This window comes from Streptomyces sp. AP-93 (assembly GCF_022808175.1).
GTDB lineage: Bacteria > Actinomycetota > Actinomycetes > Streptomycetales > Streptomycetaceae > Streptomyces.
On the sequence record NZ_JALGBX010000004.1, the window covers coordinates 352,033 to 367,382 of the forward strand.

Below are 15,350 nucleotides of genomic sequence, written 5' to 3' on the forward strand. Positions count from 1 at the left end.
GAGAAGGAGTTGCCATGCGAAGGATCCGAAGAAGAGGAACGGTCCCGCTGCTCCTGTCGGGCCTCCTGTCCGCCTCCCTGATCACCCTCCCCCAGGCACGGGCCGCCGACGGCCTGGTCTCGGCCGGAAAGCCCACGACGGCCTCGTCCCTGGAGACGAGCGCCTTCCCGGCCTCGCTCGCGGTGGACGGCGACACCGGCACCCGGTGGGCCAGCGCGGAGGGCGTGGACCCGCAGTGGGTCCGCATCGACCTCGGAGCCGCCCACGCCATCAGCCGGGTGAAGCTCAACTGGGAAGCCGCGTACGGGAAGACGTACAAGATCCAGACCTCGAACGACGGGACGAACTGGACCGACGCCTACTCCACCAGCACCGGCAACGGCGCCACCGACGACCTGACCGTCACCGGAACCGGCCGCTACGTCCGCATGCACGCCACCGCCCGCGGCACCGCCTACGGCTACTCCCTCTGGGAGTTCGAGGTCTACGGCTCCCCGGCGGGTCCGGGCGGGCCGGTCGTGGACGTGTCGACCGCAGCCCAGTTGCAGAGCGCGCTGGCGGCGGCGCAGCCCGGGCAGACGATCCGGCTCGCGGCCGGGGAGTACCGGGGCGCCTTCGCAACCCGGCGGGCGGGTACGGCCGCCGCGCCGGTCACGCTCACCGGCCCGGCGGGCGCGGTCCTGGTGAACGACGGCCCCTCCGGCACCGCACCGGCCTGCCCGGCCCCCGGTGGCGGCTGGGACCCGGGGTACGGACTGTGGCTGTACGACGCCCCGTACTGGAACCTGACCGGTTTCAGCGTCAAGGACTCCAAGAAGGGAGTCGTCCTCGACAACTCCCACCACGTCACCCTCGACGGTCTCTCGGTCCACCACGTCGAGGACGAGGCGGTGCACTTCCGGCGCTCGTCCTCCGACGGCGTGATCAAGAACTCCACGATCACGCACACCGGCCTGGTCCAGCCCGGCTACGGGGAGGCCGTCTACATCGGCTCGGCCGGCTCCAACTGGGGCTGCCACGGCAACCAGGGCGGAGTGGACCGCTCGGACCGGGTCCAGGTGCTGAACAACCGGATCGGCCCGAACGTGGCCGCGGAACACGTCGACATCAAGGAGGGCACCACGCGCGGGGTGATCCGCGGCAACAGGTTCGACGGGACCGGGATCTCGGGGCAGAACTCGGCGGACTCCTGGGTCGACGCCAAGGGCGTCGGGTACCTCATCGAGAACAACACGGGGACCTTCGCCCCGCCCGGCACCTTCGCCAACGGCTACGAGACGCACAACCCGTCGACGACCCCTTCGTTCGCCAACGGCTGCGGCAACGTCTGGCGCGGCAACACGTCGGACCTCGGCGGTGTCGGCGCCTACGCCATCAAGATCAGCTCGGTGTCGAAGTGCTCCGCCGACCCGAACGTCGTGCACTCCGGCAATACCGTCACCCGCGCGGGCACGGGCCTGACGAACGTTCCCGTCACTCCCTGACGTCCTGACCGGCCCGGCCCCGTCGGGCCGGGCCGGTCAGGACCACCGGACGTCATCTGATGCCGTGGCGCCGGAGCGTCGCGGCGAGGGCGGTGGCGTGCGCCACCACGGCCCGCGCCACGCGCTCCGTCTCCTCCTCGGTGGCGGCGTCCACCGGCATCGAGCAGCTGATCGCGTCCGAGGCCGGGATCCGGTAGTGCACGGGCGCCGACAGGCAGGCGACCCCGGGGGTGCCCTGCTCCCGCTCCAGCGCCCAGCCGCGATCCCGTACGCGCGCCAGCTCCTCGTGCAGCGCGGCGCGCTCGGTGACCGTGTTCGGGGTGAACGCCTCCAGTCTCGCGGGCAGTACGCCGTCCACCTCCTCGGTGGTGAGGTCGGCGAGGAGCGCCTGCCCGAGCGCGGTCAGGTGGGCGGGCAGCCGGCGTCCGACGCGGGAGACGGCGCGGGCGCTGCCGCGCGCCTCGCGACTGGCGAGGTAGAGCACGTACGCGTCGTCGAGGCGGGCGAAGTGCACGGTGTAGCCGGTCTCTTCGCGGAGGTCCTCCATCACGGCGTGCGCGTACGGCAGGGCCGGATCGCGGTCGAGGTAGGCGGTGCCGGAGAGCAGTGCGTGCGGGCCGACGCCGAAGGCGGATCCGGTCTCGTCCGCCTCGACCCACTTGAGCTCGCGCAGGGTGCGGACGAGGGCGTGCAGGCTGCTGCGCGGATAGCCCAGGCGTTCCTGGAGCTCGGTGACCGTGAGCTTGTCCTCGGAGGAGGCAAGTGCCTCCAGGATGCGCACCGTTCGCTCGGCGGATTTGACGGTGGCGACATCCGTCGCGGGTCCGGGCATGTGAACCCTCCAAATTCTGCACGGCTGTTGACCGGCATGGTAGCGGACGCTAACTTCCCCTTGCAGAGCAACCAGATCCTCAGATCCTGTCCACATATCTAGACGGGAATCATCATCCGATGCATCGCAGAGCCGCATCCACCACCCTGGCCACCACCCTGGCCGCTCTGGCCGCCCTACTCGCCCTCACCACCCTCACCGCCTGCGGCGGGGACTCCCGCGCCAACGCCTCCGGCGGTGGAGACGACAAGGCGCCGCTGGAGGTCTGGGTCCGCAAGCCGCCCGGTTCCCCGACCGAGAAGACCCACCAGGACCTGGCCGCCGCCTTCACCAAGGCCACCGGCATCGACGCCAAAGTCACCGCCCTGTTCGACGACTTCGAGACCAAGCTCCAGCAGGCCGCCGCGCAGAAGAAGCTCCCGGACCTGATCGTCAACGACACCGCTCAGCTGGGCACCCTGGTCAAACAGGGCCTGGTCCGCGAGGTGCGGCAGTCGGAGATCCAGGGCGGCGAGCAGCTGGTGCCCAGCTCCTGGGAGGCGGCCAGGGCCGCCGACGGCAAGTACTACGGCGTGCCGTTCTCCGCCCAGACCTTCGCGCTCTTCGTCCGCAAGGACTGGCGGGAGAAGCTCGGCATCGCGCCGCCCGCCGACTGGGACCAACTCGACGCGCTGGCCGCCGCCTTCACCACCGGGGACCCGGACGCCAACGGCAAGGCCGACACCTACGGCTACGTCATCCCCGGCACCACCAAGCGCGGCTACCTGGACTGGTACTTCTCCAGCTTCCTGTGGTCCGCAGGCGGCGACTACTTCACCGGCGCGGGCAAGGACCTGAAGCCGGCCGTCGACGGTCCGGGCGCCCTGCTGGCCGCCCAGCGGCTCAAGAACCAGTTCTGCGCAGACAAGAGCGTCGTCCCGGGCGCGGTCACCACCGAAACCACCCAGGCCCACCCGCTGTTCGAGACCGGCAAGGGCGGCATCTACCTCACCGGCCCCTACAACATGGCCCGTTTCGACAAGGCGCTCGGCAAGGACGCGTACGAGATCCTGCCGCTGCCCGCCGGACCGGGCGGCAGGAGCTCCGTGCTCGCCGAGGGCGAGAACACGTATCTGATGGCGGGCTCGAAGAACCCCAAGGGGCAGGTGAAGTACGCCGAGTTCCTCATCGGCGCCGAAGGACAGACCGCCGGCATGGCCGGGGACACCGCGGGCAACGTGGTCCGGCTCCCCGTCAACCCGTCCGTCCGGCTGTCGGACGTACGGCAGGACACGCGCTGGCAGGTCTTCGACGAGGTGTACCGCGAGTCCGGCCGCTACTCCCCCGCCGTGAAGGACTGGACGCCCTTCCGCCAGGCGTCCGCCGAGGCCCTCAACGGCATGGTGGCCGACTGCGGTTCGAACCCCGAGGCCGTTCTCGGCAAGCTCGCCGGCGCCTTCTCCGCGGAGCTCGAGAAGCAGGGAGCGGGATCCTGATGCGGCGGCCGGGGCGGCCGGGCAGCCGTGTCGCAGCGGCGACTCCCTGGCTGTTCCTCGCCCCGGCGCTGCTGCTGTTCGCGCTCTTCAAGTTCCTGCCGATGTGGCGGGCGGTCGAGATGAGCTTCCACGAGGTGCGCCCCTACCTGGGCGACCGGTGGGTGGGCGGGGCCAATTACACCCAGGTGGTCACGGACGAGGCCTTCCTCGACGCCATCGGGCACACGGTCGTGCTGGCGATCGGGCAGACCGGTGGCTCCGTACTGCTCGGACTGGCGCTCGCACTGCTCCTGGAGGGCACGGCCCGCCGGCTGTGGATCATCCGGACGGCCGTGTTCCTGCCGACGGTGACGGCGATGGCAGTGGTCGCCGAGGTATGGCGGATCCTCTACCACCCGGCAGCCGACGGCGCGGTCAACACCCTGCTCGGGTGGCTGGGGGTGGGGCCCTCGCAGTTCCTCAACAGCCCGGACAGCGCGCTGTGGTCGGTCATGGCGGTCGGCGTGTGGCGCGGAGCCCCCTACGACATGATGATCTTCCTCGCGGCGCTGGCCGGTGTCGACCGGACCCTCTACGAGGCCGCGGCCGCGGACGGCGCCGGGGTGCTGCGCAGGCTGTGGCACGTCACCCTGCCCGCCCTGCGCCCGGCCTTCACCATCCTGTTCACCCTCGCGGCGATCCGCTCCCTGCGGGTCTTCACCGAAATCTTCCTGCTCACCAACGGCGGACCCGACGGCTCCACCGAGGTACTCATGACGCTGATCTACAAGCTCGGCCTGGAGCGGAACGAACTGGGCGTCGCGGCCGCCGGGTCGATGGTGCTGCTCGCGGCCTCGGTCACGCTGACGCTCGCCGTCCGGCTGGCCCGCGCCGGGACCGGGAAGGAGGCGACCCGGTGAGCCGTCTCGACACCGCGCTCGGCCTGGAGGAGCGGCGCGGCCGGCCGCGGTCATCGGCAAGCTGGTGCTGTACGCGCTGCTCGTGATGGTCTTCGCCGGGCCCCTGCTCGCGCTGCTGGCCAGCGCCTTCAACCACACCACCGACCCGACCTCGCTGACCCTGCTGCCGAACCGGCCGACACTGGAGAACTTCCGGGCGGCCTTCGAGCGCGACGTACTGCTGTACCTGCTCAACTCCTTCCTGGTGGTGGGCGGCGGACTGCTGCTCCAGATCGGGGTCAGCATCTCCGCCGCGTACGCCCTGGCCCGCAAACGCTTCCCCGGGCTGCGGCTGGTCCTGCTGCTGATCCTCTCCACGATGATGCTGCCCGAGGAGATCCTCGCGATCCCGCTGTCCCTGGTCCTCTCCGACCTGTCCCTCACCGGGAGCCTCTGGGGAATGATCGTCCCGGTCGGGGCCTGGGCCTTCTCGATCCTGGTCACCGCGGAGTTCATGAAGGAGATCCCGGTCGAGCTGGAGGAAGCCGCCCGCCTCGACGGGGCCGGCGACCTCCGGGTCTTCTGGTCGGTGATCCTGCCGCTGTGCCGCCCGGCGCTCGGGGTGATCGGCATCTTCGGCTTCACCATGATCTGGGACCAGTACATGCTTGTTCCTGCATAACGACGGTGTTGCTTTCTGCTCGTCGGGGCTGGTGACCAGCCGATTTGCGCTTTGCAGTGTGCCGGGTTGCGTTGATAGTCATCGGTCATGCATCAAGTGATCTACTCACCGGCAGAGTGGGAGTCCTGGGGACTCGCGTTCAGGCCAGCTATCCCTGAGGGCATGCCCCTGCTGTTCGACGACGACCTGCTCTTCGAGGACAGCAACGGCAGACGACCCGCTGTCGTTATCAACCGATGGGCCTGTGAGCTTCCGACCAACGGTGTTCCGGCGCCGAAGTCGTGGCCGTACTACGTCCGCACGATCCGGGAGTGGCTGGAGTTCATATCCGAACGCGGAGTCTCCTTGTTCGACACCCGCACGCGCCTGAAGGCCGTGCTTGGGAGCTACTCGGTGTACCGGGCCCGCGGGCCGATCAAGCATCGCTTCGCGGCGTCTACCTGGAATCAGAACATCGGCATCCTGGCCGGGTTCTACAAGTGGGCCGTTGGCGAGGGGCTGGCCGAAGCTGAGCCGTTCACGTACCGGCAGGGGGTGTCGACCTTCGCCGGCCACATGAGGAAGGGGTTGGTCAACCAGGCGCGCCGTCGGCAGGCCAAGCCACACGTGACGATCAAGTACCTCGACGAAGGCTTCTCTGATCTGTTCTTGAAAGGGCTGGCCGGTCTTGATCCGGATGGGGAGCGTGACCTTGCCTACCGCGGCCGGGAGCTGACACGTAGCGCCGCTGTGGGCCGCATGGTCCTCTCGAGCGGTCTGCGCAGCCAGGAGTTCACCTATTTGCTCGTCAGCGAGGTGCCGGCGCTTCCGTCACGACGCAGCGCGGTGCCGGTGTCGTTTCCCGTCCCTGAAGGGGTGACCAAGGGGAGCAAGTTCCGAGAGACGTGGATCGACTACGACGCTCTGGCCGAGCTGTGGTCCTACATCGAACTCGATCGGGTAGCGGCGACCATGGGTTCCTCGTGGCGTCCGCCGGCCCGGTGGGGGGAACCGCTGATCGTGTCGGAGGCCGGCCATCTCGGCGGGCGGGTGAACGGCCGCAGGGTGCGATGGGCAGCTCTCGGTCCCGCTGAGCGGCGGCGCCTCGTGGCCCCGAACGGGGGCTCGATGCTCCTGTCGGTCTGGGGGACGGGCGCCCCGTTCACCGCCTGGTCTACCGTTTTCGCGCGTACTGCGGACCGGATCCGTGAGCGGTACGAGCCGAGATTCCCGCACGTTGCGCCGCATCGGCTCCGGCATTCCATGGCCATGCAGACCATGGCACGGCTGGTGCGCGGCTACTACGAGCAGGCTGCCCGTCAGGTACGGGACACCGGTGACGATGCGGCCCTGGCGCACTACCTGCGCACCACGGAACCGTTGCTCATCCTGCGTGACCTGTTGGGCCATGAGAGCTCCGTGACCACGGAAGCCTATCTGCACCGTCTCGACGTGCTGCGGCTGTTCGAGTCCCTGTACCAGCGCGTCGGCGAAGAGTACGGACTGCTCGACGACGAGGCCAGCTCGCAGTTGGCGGCCGAGTTCGCCAGCGAATTGGAGCTGGTCTGATGCCGGCGACCGTCACCCTCGAACCTCTCGGACTGCACTGCATTTTCAGTGACGGCTCGGAGATCCATCGGCCCATAGGCGCGCGAAAGGCGATCCGAAACCCGCTGTTGGTACGGACTCTTCTGGAAGGGGCCACGGACCTGGTTCATCCCCACGGACGAGTGAACAGCGCCGACTCCGTCAGCATGCATTTCACGGCAATCCGGCAGCTCGACACCTGGCTGGCCGACGCCGGATTCACCGGTTCGGCATCCGCCCTGACCCGCTCGGCCCTGGCCCAGTACTGGATGAGTGGGGTGCGGGGCTCTCTGGAGAGTGCCCAGAAGGCGATGCTTCGGTGCGCTGACGACCAGCAACACCTGCTGGCGCCTGATGTCCGCGCGCTGGTCGATGGCCGCCTGTTCAACACGAACAAGCGCCACGATCCTCACCAGCCGTACACGGAGACAGAGTGGGCACGGCTGATCCGCACCTGCCGCGATGAGGTCGATTCGGCATACCGCGCGTTCCGCTCGGCCCGTGACCAGGCCGCCGCGCCCAACGGACACCGTGAGTCTCTTCGCACCCGGCCCGTTCATCACTGGCTGGTCCTCCACCACGGCCCCGAGCCCCTGGTGAAGGAGATAGGCGGAGACCAGTGGCCCTTCCGCGCGCGCTACGGCATGGGCCTGCGCGCCGTGCTCGATCCCCTGATACCACCGCTGGACGTGATCATCGCCTACCGGCTGCTGTTCGGTGCCTACACCGGAGTGGTGCCGGACGGGATCGCGGACCTGGGCGTCGGTGACCTCGACTGGGCCGGCGACGCGGAGATCCTCCTGAGCTACGTCAAGGGCCGCACCGCCGCGGAGAGCCTGACCCTGTCGCGGCAGGCTACCCGGCTGCTGGAGCAGTGGCTGGATCACTCGTCGGTGGCGCGCGGCTTCGCTCCCGATGGCCTGCGGGACGAACTGTGGGTGCGGTTCACTCCCGGCGGTACAAGGAAGGGAGAGCGCTGGATGTCGACGTCTCCCACGCAGCTCTCGATCTCGGAGTGGATCAAGAGACGGCAGGCCACAGATGAGCAGGGGCTGCCGCTGCAGATGACCGGCGACGACGGGAAGCCCCTGCGCCTGCATCTACACCGCATCCGCACAACGCACCACGCGCTCAGGGACCGATCCCACTGGCGCGGTAGCCGGCGCGCCACGCTGGATCCGAACCGGTCGCCCGCTGTCGAAGGCGATCACTATCTGACGAACACCACACCAGCGCAGACCGTCGAAGTCGAGGACATCATCGCCCAGGCGCAGGGTGATCTGGTGCGGCGGGCCCAGCCACCGGTGGTGCTGGCCACCGGCGAGGTCACCGAGCTGGTCCGCGACTACCCCCAGCATGTCGCCCGGCTCGGCCTGGACGACACCGCGCTGGCCCAGTTGCTGTCCGGCGAGCGGGACGTGTTCACGGCGGCGTGCGGGGACCAGCTCTCGGGCCTGCACGGCCCGAAGGGCCAGCCCTGCCCCGCCCGGCCCTGGGTGTGCCTACTGTGTCCGCTCGCTCTGTTCACCCCACGCCACCTGCCGAACCTGATGAGGCTGCGGGGCTTCTTCTCACGCCAGTGGCAGCAGATGACCACGAATGAGTTCATGCCCGTCTTCGGCCCCTACGCCCACCGCCTCGACGTCATCCTCGCCCCAGGCATCCACTTCACCGAACGCGCCCTCCAGGCCGCCGCGGCCGAGACCCCCGATACCGACGACGAGCTCCCCCTGCGCCCCGAGGAGCGCACCGCATGACCAAGATCCCGGCCGCATTCACCGGCGCCGCCCACTTCGCCGTCTCCGTCCTCGCAGGCGAGGACGTCTGCGCCGCCGCCGGCCTCCCCGTCAAGCCGGGTGCTCCGCGCCCGACATTTGACGAACATGTCTGGGAGTTCACCGGCATCATCGGGCTGCCTCGCTATCTGGCACGCAGCTCGCAGATCCTGTTCTTCACCGAGATCCTCAACCCTCTGTGGTGGAACGTGGCGAAGGAGTTCGTCTTCGCCCGCCTCGCGCCCGAGCACCCGTCGGTGCGGGAGCTGCCGCACGCGTACCGGACTCCCGTACTGATCGCGACAGTCCACGGGCGCCTCACGAAGCTGACGGAGTGGCTTAACTGGTTGACCGAGCAGGGCGTCGAGAGCCTGAGCGAGGTCACCCAGCAGCACTGCGACGCCTACCTGGAGCTGCGTAAGAAGGTCCGCGACAAGCACGGAGTCGTCATCCGGGACAGCAGTACCGGATACCGCATGGGCATGGTTGCGGTGATCCAGGAGCTCGCCTACTACACGGAGCTGTTCTCCACCGATGCCTACGCGCCTGGCTTCCGTCCCTGGGGGCAGCGCACGGCATACGCGGTGGCCGGAGTCGTCAAGCAGTCGGGGAACAAAACGCCGGCGCTGCGTGATGAGGTGTTCCAGCCGCTCGTCGCCGCGGCCCTGTACGTGGTGGAGGTCCTCGGCCCGCATGTCATTGAGCTCCACGAGCAGTTGCAGGCCATGTTCTCCGACCGGCCGGGTCGCCACAGTGGGCGGCACTGGAACGTGGAGGTTCCCCGCGCTATCGCCCGTCATGTCGAGGAGGGCGAACCCTTCGATATCGCGCTGGACCACGTGATCACCCAGCGCCTTGCTGACGGTTGGTCCCCACAGGACCCGCTGCTTCGTGTCAACCTGATCACCCTCGCCCATGAGACCGGTCGCCATGCCTTTCAACTGAAGTGGCTGTCTGCCCTGCGCTCCCAGATCGAGGACGCGGTGGCCACCGTCGGTCTGGAGAAGAGGTGGGCACGCCGGGCGGCGCCAGTGGCTCGCGCCGATGGCCGCGGAGAGGCGCCGTGGGCCTTGCCCCTGAACACCTACGAGGCCCGCGGGCACATTTCCAGGGCGCTCACGGCGTGCGTGATCGCGCTGGGCGTCCTCACCGGGATGCGATTCAGCGAGCTGACCGAGCTGCCCCTGGACTGCCGGCTCCCGCCCGAGGAGAGCGGCGAGGGCCGCGTCCGCTACCGATTGAAGAGCAAGATCGTCAAAGGGCGGGGGCTGGGCGGTCAGTGGGACGAGTGGGTGACCATCAAAGAGGCATACAACACCGCTGGCGTCGCCGCCGCGCTCGCCGATCCAGCTCGCCAGAGCGGCCACCTATTCAAGAAGTTCACGTTCGGCACCCCTTACGATGCGTTCCTGTCATGGGTGAACGGCCCGGAGGGGCGGCGGCTCGGACTCGCGCCGATCCCGGAGGAACCCGTCAACCTGCGGATGCTCCGGCGGACTCTCGCGGTGGAGATGGCACACCGGCCCGGGGGCCTGCTCGCGGCGAAGATCCACCTCAAGCACATCTCCGTGGTCACCACGGAGGGCTACGCGAACCGGCCCGGCGGAGCCCAGTCCGTCCTGCTGGCCGAGTTCGGGCGCGAAGAGCGCGAGCACAAAATGAGTGTCACCCTCGCCGCCTACCAGGACTACAAGAACGGTATACGACCGGCCGGACCCGGGGCGAAGGACCTCACCGACTTCTTCGAGTCCGTCGACGGCACCGTCGGTCAGCCGGGGGCGCCGAACGTCAAGCGGAGCGAACAGGAGGTGATGAACCTGCTCGCCAAGCGGGCCGGCATGCTGCACCTTGGGCAGGCGAACCACTGCTGGTTCCTCGACCCGTCCAAGGCACTATGCCTCAAGCTCGCGGGCCGCAGCGCCAGCGACGCGACGGCACCCCTGATCGGGTTGTGTGACTCCGCCCGCTGCCCGCAGGCCACGCACCACGCCGACCACCGTCCGGTGTGGGCCGCGAGCGCCCAGAACAAGAAGGTCTTCATCGCCACCATCGGCCGGGCGCAGAACACCGAGAAGGCACGTCTTGCCGCCGACCTCACACGCGACGAGCGGGTGCTGTCCGAGATCGATGCCGCCGCCGGAACGGGAGCATGACATGGCCCGCATCACCGATGAGACCCGCCAGAGCAACGAAGCAGCGATCCGCGCCGTCATGGAGCGGCTCCTGGCGGGCGACGTGCCCGAAGGCAGGAAGTGCGACATCAAGACCCTGGCCATCTTGTCCGGGGTATCCCGCACCGGCTTCTACCCAAAGAAGACCCGGGACGACTCTCCGCGGCCTGGCCCGTACCAGCACCTCGCCGAGGAGTTCGAACGGCGACTTGCCTCTCTGCGGGAGGTCGGCGAGATCGTCGACCCACGGGCCGCGCAGATCGAACGGCTCAAGGCCCAGGTCGCCGATCTCAAGGATCGGGTCACCAAACGGGACGACACCCTGGCGGAGCTCAACGCGTTCAAGACGATCGCCCTCTCGCGACTCGCGGCCCAGCACGCCGAGATCACGCGGCTGAGGGAACAGGCGGCCGCCCTCGGTAACGTCCGCCGCCTTCCTGCTGCCCGCGGAGACCTCAGGTGAAATTCAGAGCTCGCAGATCAGCAGCTCGCCGCCCGGCCGATGGCGGACACCTCCCGGTAGAGCCGCATCGAGCTGGTGCAGCCCGTCTGGAAGCGGTGCGGGCACCCGGCGTTGAACCCCAGTGCCGACCTCCGCTGCCTGCCCCGGTGCCACTGAAGGCTGAACAGGTCGCTCAGGGCCGAGTTTCCTGCCGAGTCCTGGAGCAGGGCCTGCTTGGTCGAGGGGGCAAGGTCTTGCGGGACCTGGTAGCTGGACTGTCCCCACCCGACCGGGGTGTTCGAGAACAACTCCCGATCCGGTCGTCCGTCGATACGCAGAGTCCGAGTCAGTGACGACCGGGTGGGGTCAGCCTTGCCAGGACCAGTGCTGGCCCAGGGCTGGTCTGTGGTGAACGTTCGTCAGGTCTGGTAGCGGTTCCGCCATCGGGTGCCGGCATCGGAGGTGCCGAGCTGGACCAGCTTCAGGGACCGAGAAGGTTGTGTTGAAACCGGGCGCGAGCTGTCCCAGGCGGCCACGAGCTGGGGCTGGGGCCACCAGATGTCCCTGCGGCTCGGCAGCTGAACGACTTGGGTCCCGGCTCCATGGAGGAAGTCGATGACGGCGTCTGCTGCTCGGTCGTTGAGCGAGAAGACCCACGATCCGGGGACCAGCACTGTCTCGATGTGGCCCTGTGCTGCGCGCGCGAGGAGCAGTCGAAGCTGGGGCTGTACGGTCCGGGAGGAGACGCCGTTGTCCAGGAATACCGCGGGGGCGGGGAGGACGAGTCGGTCGGCGTGTGCCTTGAGTGCGTGCAGGTGCGGCGCCATGTGCGCGCTGTCGTAGGGGTAGCAGCGAAGGTAGACCGCAGTACCCCCGCATGTCCGGTCTTCTTTCACGGTGGTCGGCTTGGCGGTGCGGGTGTGGGTCGGGAGCGTGTGTCCTTGAGGGGGCACGGGGCGGTTTGTGATTCCTCCTGTACGCGAGTTCGCAGTTGCTGTGGCAGCGGTTTCGGCCGTGATCCATCGGAGGGGGATCTGACTGTTCATTGGACTGAACCATTCGTCGGATTCCTGGAGTCCTGTCAGTGACCTGCCTGACGTCATGAGGGTTGCGGCGGCAAGCGATGGCGTGTGTGAAACGGCGCGATCGTCGGTACCTACCCTGGGTTTCCATCGGCGCCGGTGACCGCTGTGCCGGCTAGTTCCAGGGAAGCCGGGACCTGTGGGACCAGTAGGTCTGAGGGGTCTCGGCCATGCCCGAGAGCTGGGTGAGCTGGTCGGGACTGAGACTCAGCTCGGTTGCCAGCAGGTTGGCGGTGAGGTGGTGGGTCGTGGCGGCCCCGGAGAGGACGATGCGGGCCCAGGGCTGGTGGAGTGCCGCGGCCAGGGCGACGGCGTCGCACGGAGCGTTCGTCGCCTCCGTGAGCGATGCGAGGACCGGATGGACGGGCCGCGGCTGGGCCAGGCGGCCGTTGGCAAGGGCCTCCTTGACGATGACGGTCAGACCGGCTTCGTGAGCTTCGGCCAGGGCCGGCCCGGCGGAGGTCTCCAGTAGGTTCCAGGTCGCCTGCACGCTGCGGAAGAGCGGTCGGCCGTCGACGGTGAGATCCAGGGCGGCGCGGATGGCGTCGCGCTGGCCGGGGCCGCTCGTCGTCAGGCCCACGGTGACGCCCGCGGTCGCGAGCGCGGCGAGCCGGCGATGCAGGGCCGTATCGGTGAGGGCCGGGCTGTCGGGGGTGACCGAGTGGACCTGGTAGAGGTCCAGGCGGCTACCGAGCCACGACCGGGTCTCGGCGACCTGCCGGTCGTAGGAGCGGACGCTGTGGTCCTTGACCTCGGGGACCGGGGCGTGGGTGTTCCACGATCCGGTGTAGGCGTAGCCCCACTTGCTGGCCACGAGCAGGCTCCGCGAGGGCCTGCGGCTGGCGAGCCAGTTGGAGAGGAACTCCTCGGCGTGGCCGTAGGAGCGGGCGGTGTCGACGTAGCGGATCCCGCGGGCGTGGGCCAGGTCGAGGAGCTCGTACGTGCGCCGGCGCATCGTGGCGAAGGTGCGTGCGGCCGGCAGGTCGCGTTCGCGTCCGAGGGTGATGTAGCCGGGCCGGCCGACTGCGGCCAGGCCCAGCCCCATCCGTTCGACCGGCGACTGGGGGCGTGCGGGAGGTACGGGCATGACCGGCGGCTCTTCCGGTGGGGTGGCGGGCTGGGCGTGGTGCTATTCGGCGTTGGCGAGGATGTCGGCCAGCGCGGTGACGGCCTCGTGCGCGTCGGGGCCCTCGGCGCGCACGGTCACGGTGCTTCCAGCGGTGGCGCCGAGGCCCATCACGGCGAGGACGCCGGTCGGGTTGACCGTCCTGTCGCCGTAATCGAGTCGTACGGAGCTGGCGAAGCCCGCGGCCGCCCGGGCGAGCTTGCCCGCGGGGCGGGCGTGCAGGTTGGCGGGCAGGACGACGGCGATCTCGTGGTTCGTCGGGGCAGTGGTCTCAGAACTTGACTGCATGGCGAGCCTCCTTGGCTGCATTGGAAACCGTCTCCAGGTCGCCCCCGGACGCGGCGGTGACCACGGCCGCGACGGCTCCCTCGACGAAGGGCGCGTCGACGATAAGTACGTCGGTGCGGGGGTGGTCTTCCAGGACGGTCTTGGTGGTGAGGACGGAACTGCCGAGGTCGGGGAGTACGACGACGCCCGCTCCGCGGTCCGCTTCCTGGATCGCGGCGAGGACCAGGTCGTAGCTGGTGCCGATCCGGCCATCCTCGGTGCCTCCGGCGGTGGCGATGGGGACGTCATCCGAGCCGAGCTGCCCGAGCAGTAGGCGAAGGCCCGCCGCGAGCTCGGCGCTGTGTGAGACGAGTACGATGCCGACAGGTGTGGTGCTCATGAACAATGACACTAATTCTCGAAACGCGATTCAGCAATGCTGAACGAGGAGTAACTTATGGTTCAGGCGGTACAGCGGGCGGCCCGCATCTTGCGGGAGCTCGCGACCACGGGGCCCCGGCTGGGTGTGACCGAGCTGGCCGACCGCCTGGGCGTCTCCAAGCCCACCGTCCACGGCCTGCTCCGCACGCTGGAGGCCGAAGGGATGGTGGTCCAGGACAAGGACTCCTCCAAGTACCAGCTCGGCCCGGCCCTCGTCCGGCTGGGCAATGCCTATCTGGACACCCAGGAGCTGCGCACCCGCTCGCTGACCTGGGCGGACCAGCTCGCCATCCGAACCGGTGAAGCGGTGTGGGTGGCCGTGCTCACCGACGACCACGTCCTGGTGGTGCACCACGCCTTCCGTCCGGAAGGTGCCGTGCAGATCCTCGAGGTGGGCGCCACCATCCCGTGGAGCACCTGCGCCCTGGGCAAGGCCATCGTGGCCTGGGTGCCGCCGGCCGTGCGCGAGCACCTGCTCGCCGGGGAGCTCGCCGTGCTCACCGGTGCGAGCGTCGGCGACCAGCAGCAGCTTGCGGACCAGTTGGACGAGGTCCACAGGACGGGCTACGCGCTGGAGGACCAGGAGTCCGCCATCGGGGACGCGGGCATCGCCTCCCCGGTCTTCGACCGCTCGGGCGAGGTCGTGGGCGCCATCGGGATCGTGGGTCCCGTCGAGCGGCTGCTGGCGGAACCGGCGCGCGAGGAACTGGCGGTCGCGGTCCGCGAGACCGCCCGCAACCTCTCCCGGGACCTGGGTGCGCCCAGGGGGACTGCCCGGCGCGCGAGCGCCTGACCTTTTGGCGCTCCGGTTCGCACCGCGTACCCGCTCGACGCTCCTTACCCCGCCCGCAACCGACCGAGACCCGTCCAGGAAGCCCTCGCACGCCTTGTTCCAGGCGTCGGGCCGCCCTGGGCGGGTTTTTCTCTTGCCCGGTGCGGAGAGTGGTCCCGGGCCTCTTGACAGGCCCGAAACGTGGGCTTAACTTCCGAACAACGTTCATCAATGATGAACGTCGATTCCCGGAAGCTCCTTCCGGTTCCCCCTGAGCCGGCCGCCAGGCTGGTGACCCCGACCTCCCCCCAGCCTGGCGGCCACCTCCCCTTGATTCCCGCTCCGCGCGGAGGAGGT

Annotated in this window: 15 protein-coding genes; 9 read left to right on the top strand and 6 right to left on the bottom strand. The window is 69.1% G+C overall.

Annotated elements, in window-relative coordinates:
- The first annotated feature begins 14 nt into the window (after positions 1 to 14).
- Complete coding sequence (locus MTF69_RS09400) at positions 15 to 1,484, top strand: discoidin domain-containing protein (protein WP_243332474.1); 1,470 nt, start codon at positions 15 to 17, stop codon at positions 1,482 to 1,484.
- 52 nt (positions 1,485 to 1,536) lie between these two features.
- Here the strand turns inward: MTF69_RS09400 and MTF69_RS09405 are convergent, their stop codons facing one another.
- Positions 1,537 to 2,316, bottom strand: coding sequence for an IclR family transcriptional regulator (locus tag MTF69_RS09405; RefSeq protein ID WP_243332475.1), 780 nt, complete (start codon positions 2,314 to 2,316; stop codon positions 1,537 to 1,539).
- A gap of 119 nt (positions 2,317 to 2,435) precedes the next feature.
- On the opposite strand from MTF69_RS09405, the gene MTF69_RS09415 reads away from it, so the two are divergent.
- From MTF69_RS09415 to MTF69_RS09445, 7 genes are all read left to right on the top strand, one after another.
- On the top strand, positions 2,436 to 3,791 hold the full coding sequence (locus MTF69_RS09415) for a sugar ABC transporter substrate-binding protein (RefSeq protein ID WP_279345535.1): 1,356 nt from the start codon (positions 2,436 to 2,438) through the stop codon (positions 3,789 to 3,791).
- On the top strand, positions 3,791 to 4,690 hold the full coding sequence (locus tag MTF69_RS09420; RefSeq protein WP_243332476.1) for a carbohydrate ABC transporter permease: 900 nt from the start codon (positions 3,791 to 3,793) through the stop codon (positions 4,688 to 4,690). Before MTF69_RS09415 ends, MTF69_RS09420 begins: the two co-directional genes overlap by 1 nt.
- 64 nt (positions 4,691 to 4,754) lie before the next feature.
- Complete coding sequence (locus MTF69_RS09425) at positions 4,755 to 5,351, top strand: carbohydrate ABC transporter permease (protein ID WP_243332477.1); 597 nt, start codon at positions 4,755 to 4,757, stop codon at positions 5,349 to 5,351.
- A 162-nt stretch (positions 5,352 to 5,513) separates the two neighbouring features.
- Positions 5,514 to 6,899, top strand: coding sequence for a site-specific integrase (locus tag MTF69_RS09430; protein ID WP_243332479.1), 1,386 nt, complete (start codon positions 5,514 to 5,516; stop codon positions 6,897 to 6,899).
- Positions 6,899 to 8,674, top strand: coding sequence for a hypothetical protein (locus tag MTF69_RS09435; RefSeq protein WP_243332480.1), 1,776 nt, complete (start codon positions 6,899 to 6,901; stop codon positions 8,672 to 8,674). The genes MTF69_RS09430 and MTF69_RS09435 overlap by 1 nt, the downstream gene beginning before the upstream one ends.
- Positions 8,671 to 10,845: a site-specific integrase gene (locus MTF69_RS09440; protein WP_243332482.1), complete on the top strand. Its 2,175-nt coding sequence runs from the start codon at positions 8,671 to 8,673 to the stop codon at positions 10,843 to 10,845. Before MTF69_RS09435 ends, MTF69_RS09440 begins: the two co-directional genes overlap by 4 nt.
- A gap of 1 nt (position 10,846) precedes the next feature.
- Positions 10,847 to 11,326: a hypothetical protein gene (locus MTF69_RS09445; RefSeq protein ID WP_243332484.1), complete on the top strand. Its 480-nt coding sequence runs from the start codon at positions 10,847 to 10,849 to the stop codon at positions 11,324 to 11,326.
- A gap of 17 nt (positions 11,327 to 11,343) precedes the next feature.
- On the opposite strand, the gene MTF69_RS09450 is transcribed toward MTF69_RS09445, so the two are convergent.
- The 5 genes from MTF69_RS09450 to dhaM form a co-directional block, all read right to left on the bottom strand.
- Positions 11,344 to 11,613, bottom strand: a complete 270-nt coding sequence (locus MTF69_RS09450) for a hypothetical protein (RefSeq protein WP_243332486.1) — start codon at positions 11,611 to 11,613, stop codon at positions 11,344 to 11,346.
- 111 nt (positions 11,614 to 11,724) lie between these two features.
- Positions 11,725 to 12,258 (bottom strand): recombinase family protein, encoded by a 534-nt coding sequence (locus tag MTF69_RS09455; RefSeq protein WP_243332488.1) that lies wholly within the window; start codon positions 12,256 to 12,258, stop codon positions 11,725 to 11,727.
- A 244-nt stretch (positions 12,259 to 12,502) separates the two neighbouring features.
- Positions 12,503 to 13,474 carry an aldo/keto reductase gene (locus tag MTF69_RS09460; protein ID WP_243332490.1) on the bottom strand — a complete coding sequence of 324 codons (972 nt, stop codon included), beginning with the start codon at positions 13,472 to 13,474 and terminating at the stop codon, positions 12,503 to 12,505.
- A 42-nt stretch (positions 13,475 to 13,516) separates the two neighbouring features.
- Positions 13,517 to 13,801, bottom strand: a complete 285-nt coding sequence (locus MTF69_RS09465) for an HPr family phosphocarrier protein (protein ID WP_243332492.1) — start codon at positions 13,799 to 13,801, stop codon at positions 13,517 to 13,519.
- Positions 13,785 to 14,180 (bottom strand): dihydroxyacetone kinase phosphoryl donor subunit DhaM, encoded by a 396-nt coding sequence (gene dhaM / locus MTF69_RS09470; protein WP_243332494.1) that lies wholly within the window; start codon positions 14,178 to 14,180, stop codon positions 13,785 to 13,787. The genes MTF69_RS09465 and dhaM overlap by 17 nt, the downstream gene beginning before the upstream one ends.
- A 57-nt stretch (positions 14,181 to 14,237) precedes the next feature.
- On the opposite strand from dhaM, the gene MTF69_RS09475 reads away from it, so the two are divergent.
- Positions 14,238 to 15,014 (top strand): IclR family transcriptional regulator, encoded by a 777-nt coding sequence (locus tag MTF69_RS09475; RefSeq protein ID WP_243332496.1) that lies wholly within the window; start codon positions 14,238 to 14,240, stop codon positions 15,012 to 15,014.
- Positions 15,015 to 15,350 lie beyond the last annotated feature (336 nt).

Excerpts from the sequence above, each read along its gene's own strand:
- MTF69_RS09415 (WP_279345535.1), top strand. The coding sequence starts at position 2,436 with ATGCATCGCAGAGCCGCATCCACCACCCTGGCCACCACCCTGGCCGCT.
- MTF69_RS09405 (WP_243332475.1), bottom strand. The coding sequence starts at position 2,316 with ATGCCCGGACCCGCGACGGATGTCGCCACCGTCAAATCCGCCGAGCGA.
- MTF69_RS09435 (WP_243332480.1), top strand. The coding sequence starts at position 6,899 with ATGCCGGCGACCGTCACCCTCGAACCTCTCGGACTGCACTGCATTTTC.
- MTF69_RS09475 (WP_243332496.1), top strand. The coding sequence starts at position 14,238 with ATGGTTCAGGCGGTACAGCGGGCGGCCCGCATCTTGCGGGAGCTCGCG.
- MTF69_RS09430 (WP_243332479.1), top strand. The coding sequence starts at position 5,514 with ATGCCCCTGCTGTTCGACGACGACCTGCTCTTCGAGGACAGCAACGGC.
- MTF69_RS09445 (WP_243332484.1), top strand. The coding sequence starts at position 10,847 with ATGGCCCGCATCACCGATGAGACCCGCCAGAGCAACGAAGCAGCGATC.
- MTF69_RS09465 (WP_243332492.1), bottom strand. The coding sequence starts at position 13,801 with ATGCAGTCAAGTTCTGAGACCACTGCCCCGACGAACCACGAGATCGCC.
- MTF69_RS09440 (WP_243332482.1), top strand. The coding sequence starts at position 8,671 with ATGACCAAGATCCCGGCCGCATTCACCGGCGCCGCCCACTTCGCCGTC.
- MTF69_RS09420 (WP_243332476.1), top strand. The coding sequence starts at position 3,791 with ATGCGGCGGCCGGGGCGGCCGGGCAGCCGTGTCGCAGCGGCGACTCCC.
- MTF69_RS09400 (WP_243332474.1), top strand. The coding sequence starts at position 15 with ATGCGAAGGATCCGAAGAAGAGGAACGGTCCCGCTGCTCCTGTCGGGC.
- MTF69_RS09460 (WP_243332490.1), bottom strand. The coding sequence starts at position 13,474 with ATGCCCGTACCTCCCGCACGCCCCCAGTCGCCGGTCGAACGGATGGGG.
- dhaM (WP_243332494.1), bottom strand. The coding sequence starts at position 14,180 with ATGAGCACCACACCTGTCGGCATCGTACTCGTCTCACACAGCGCCGAG.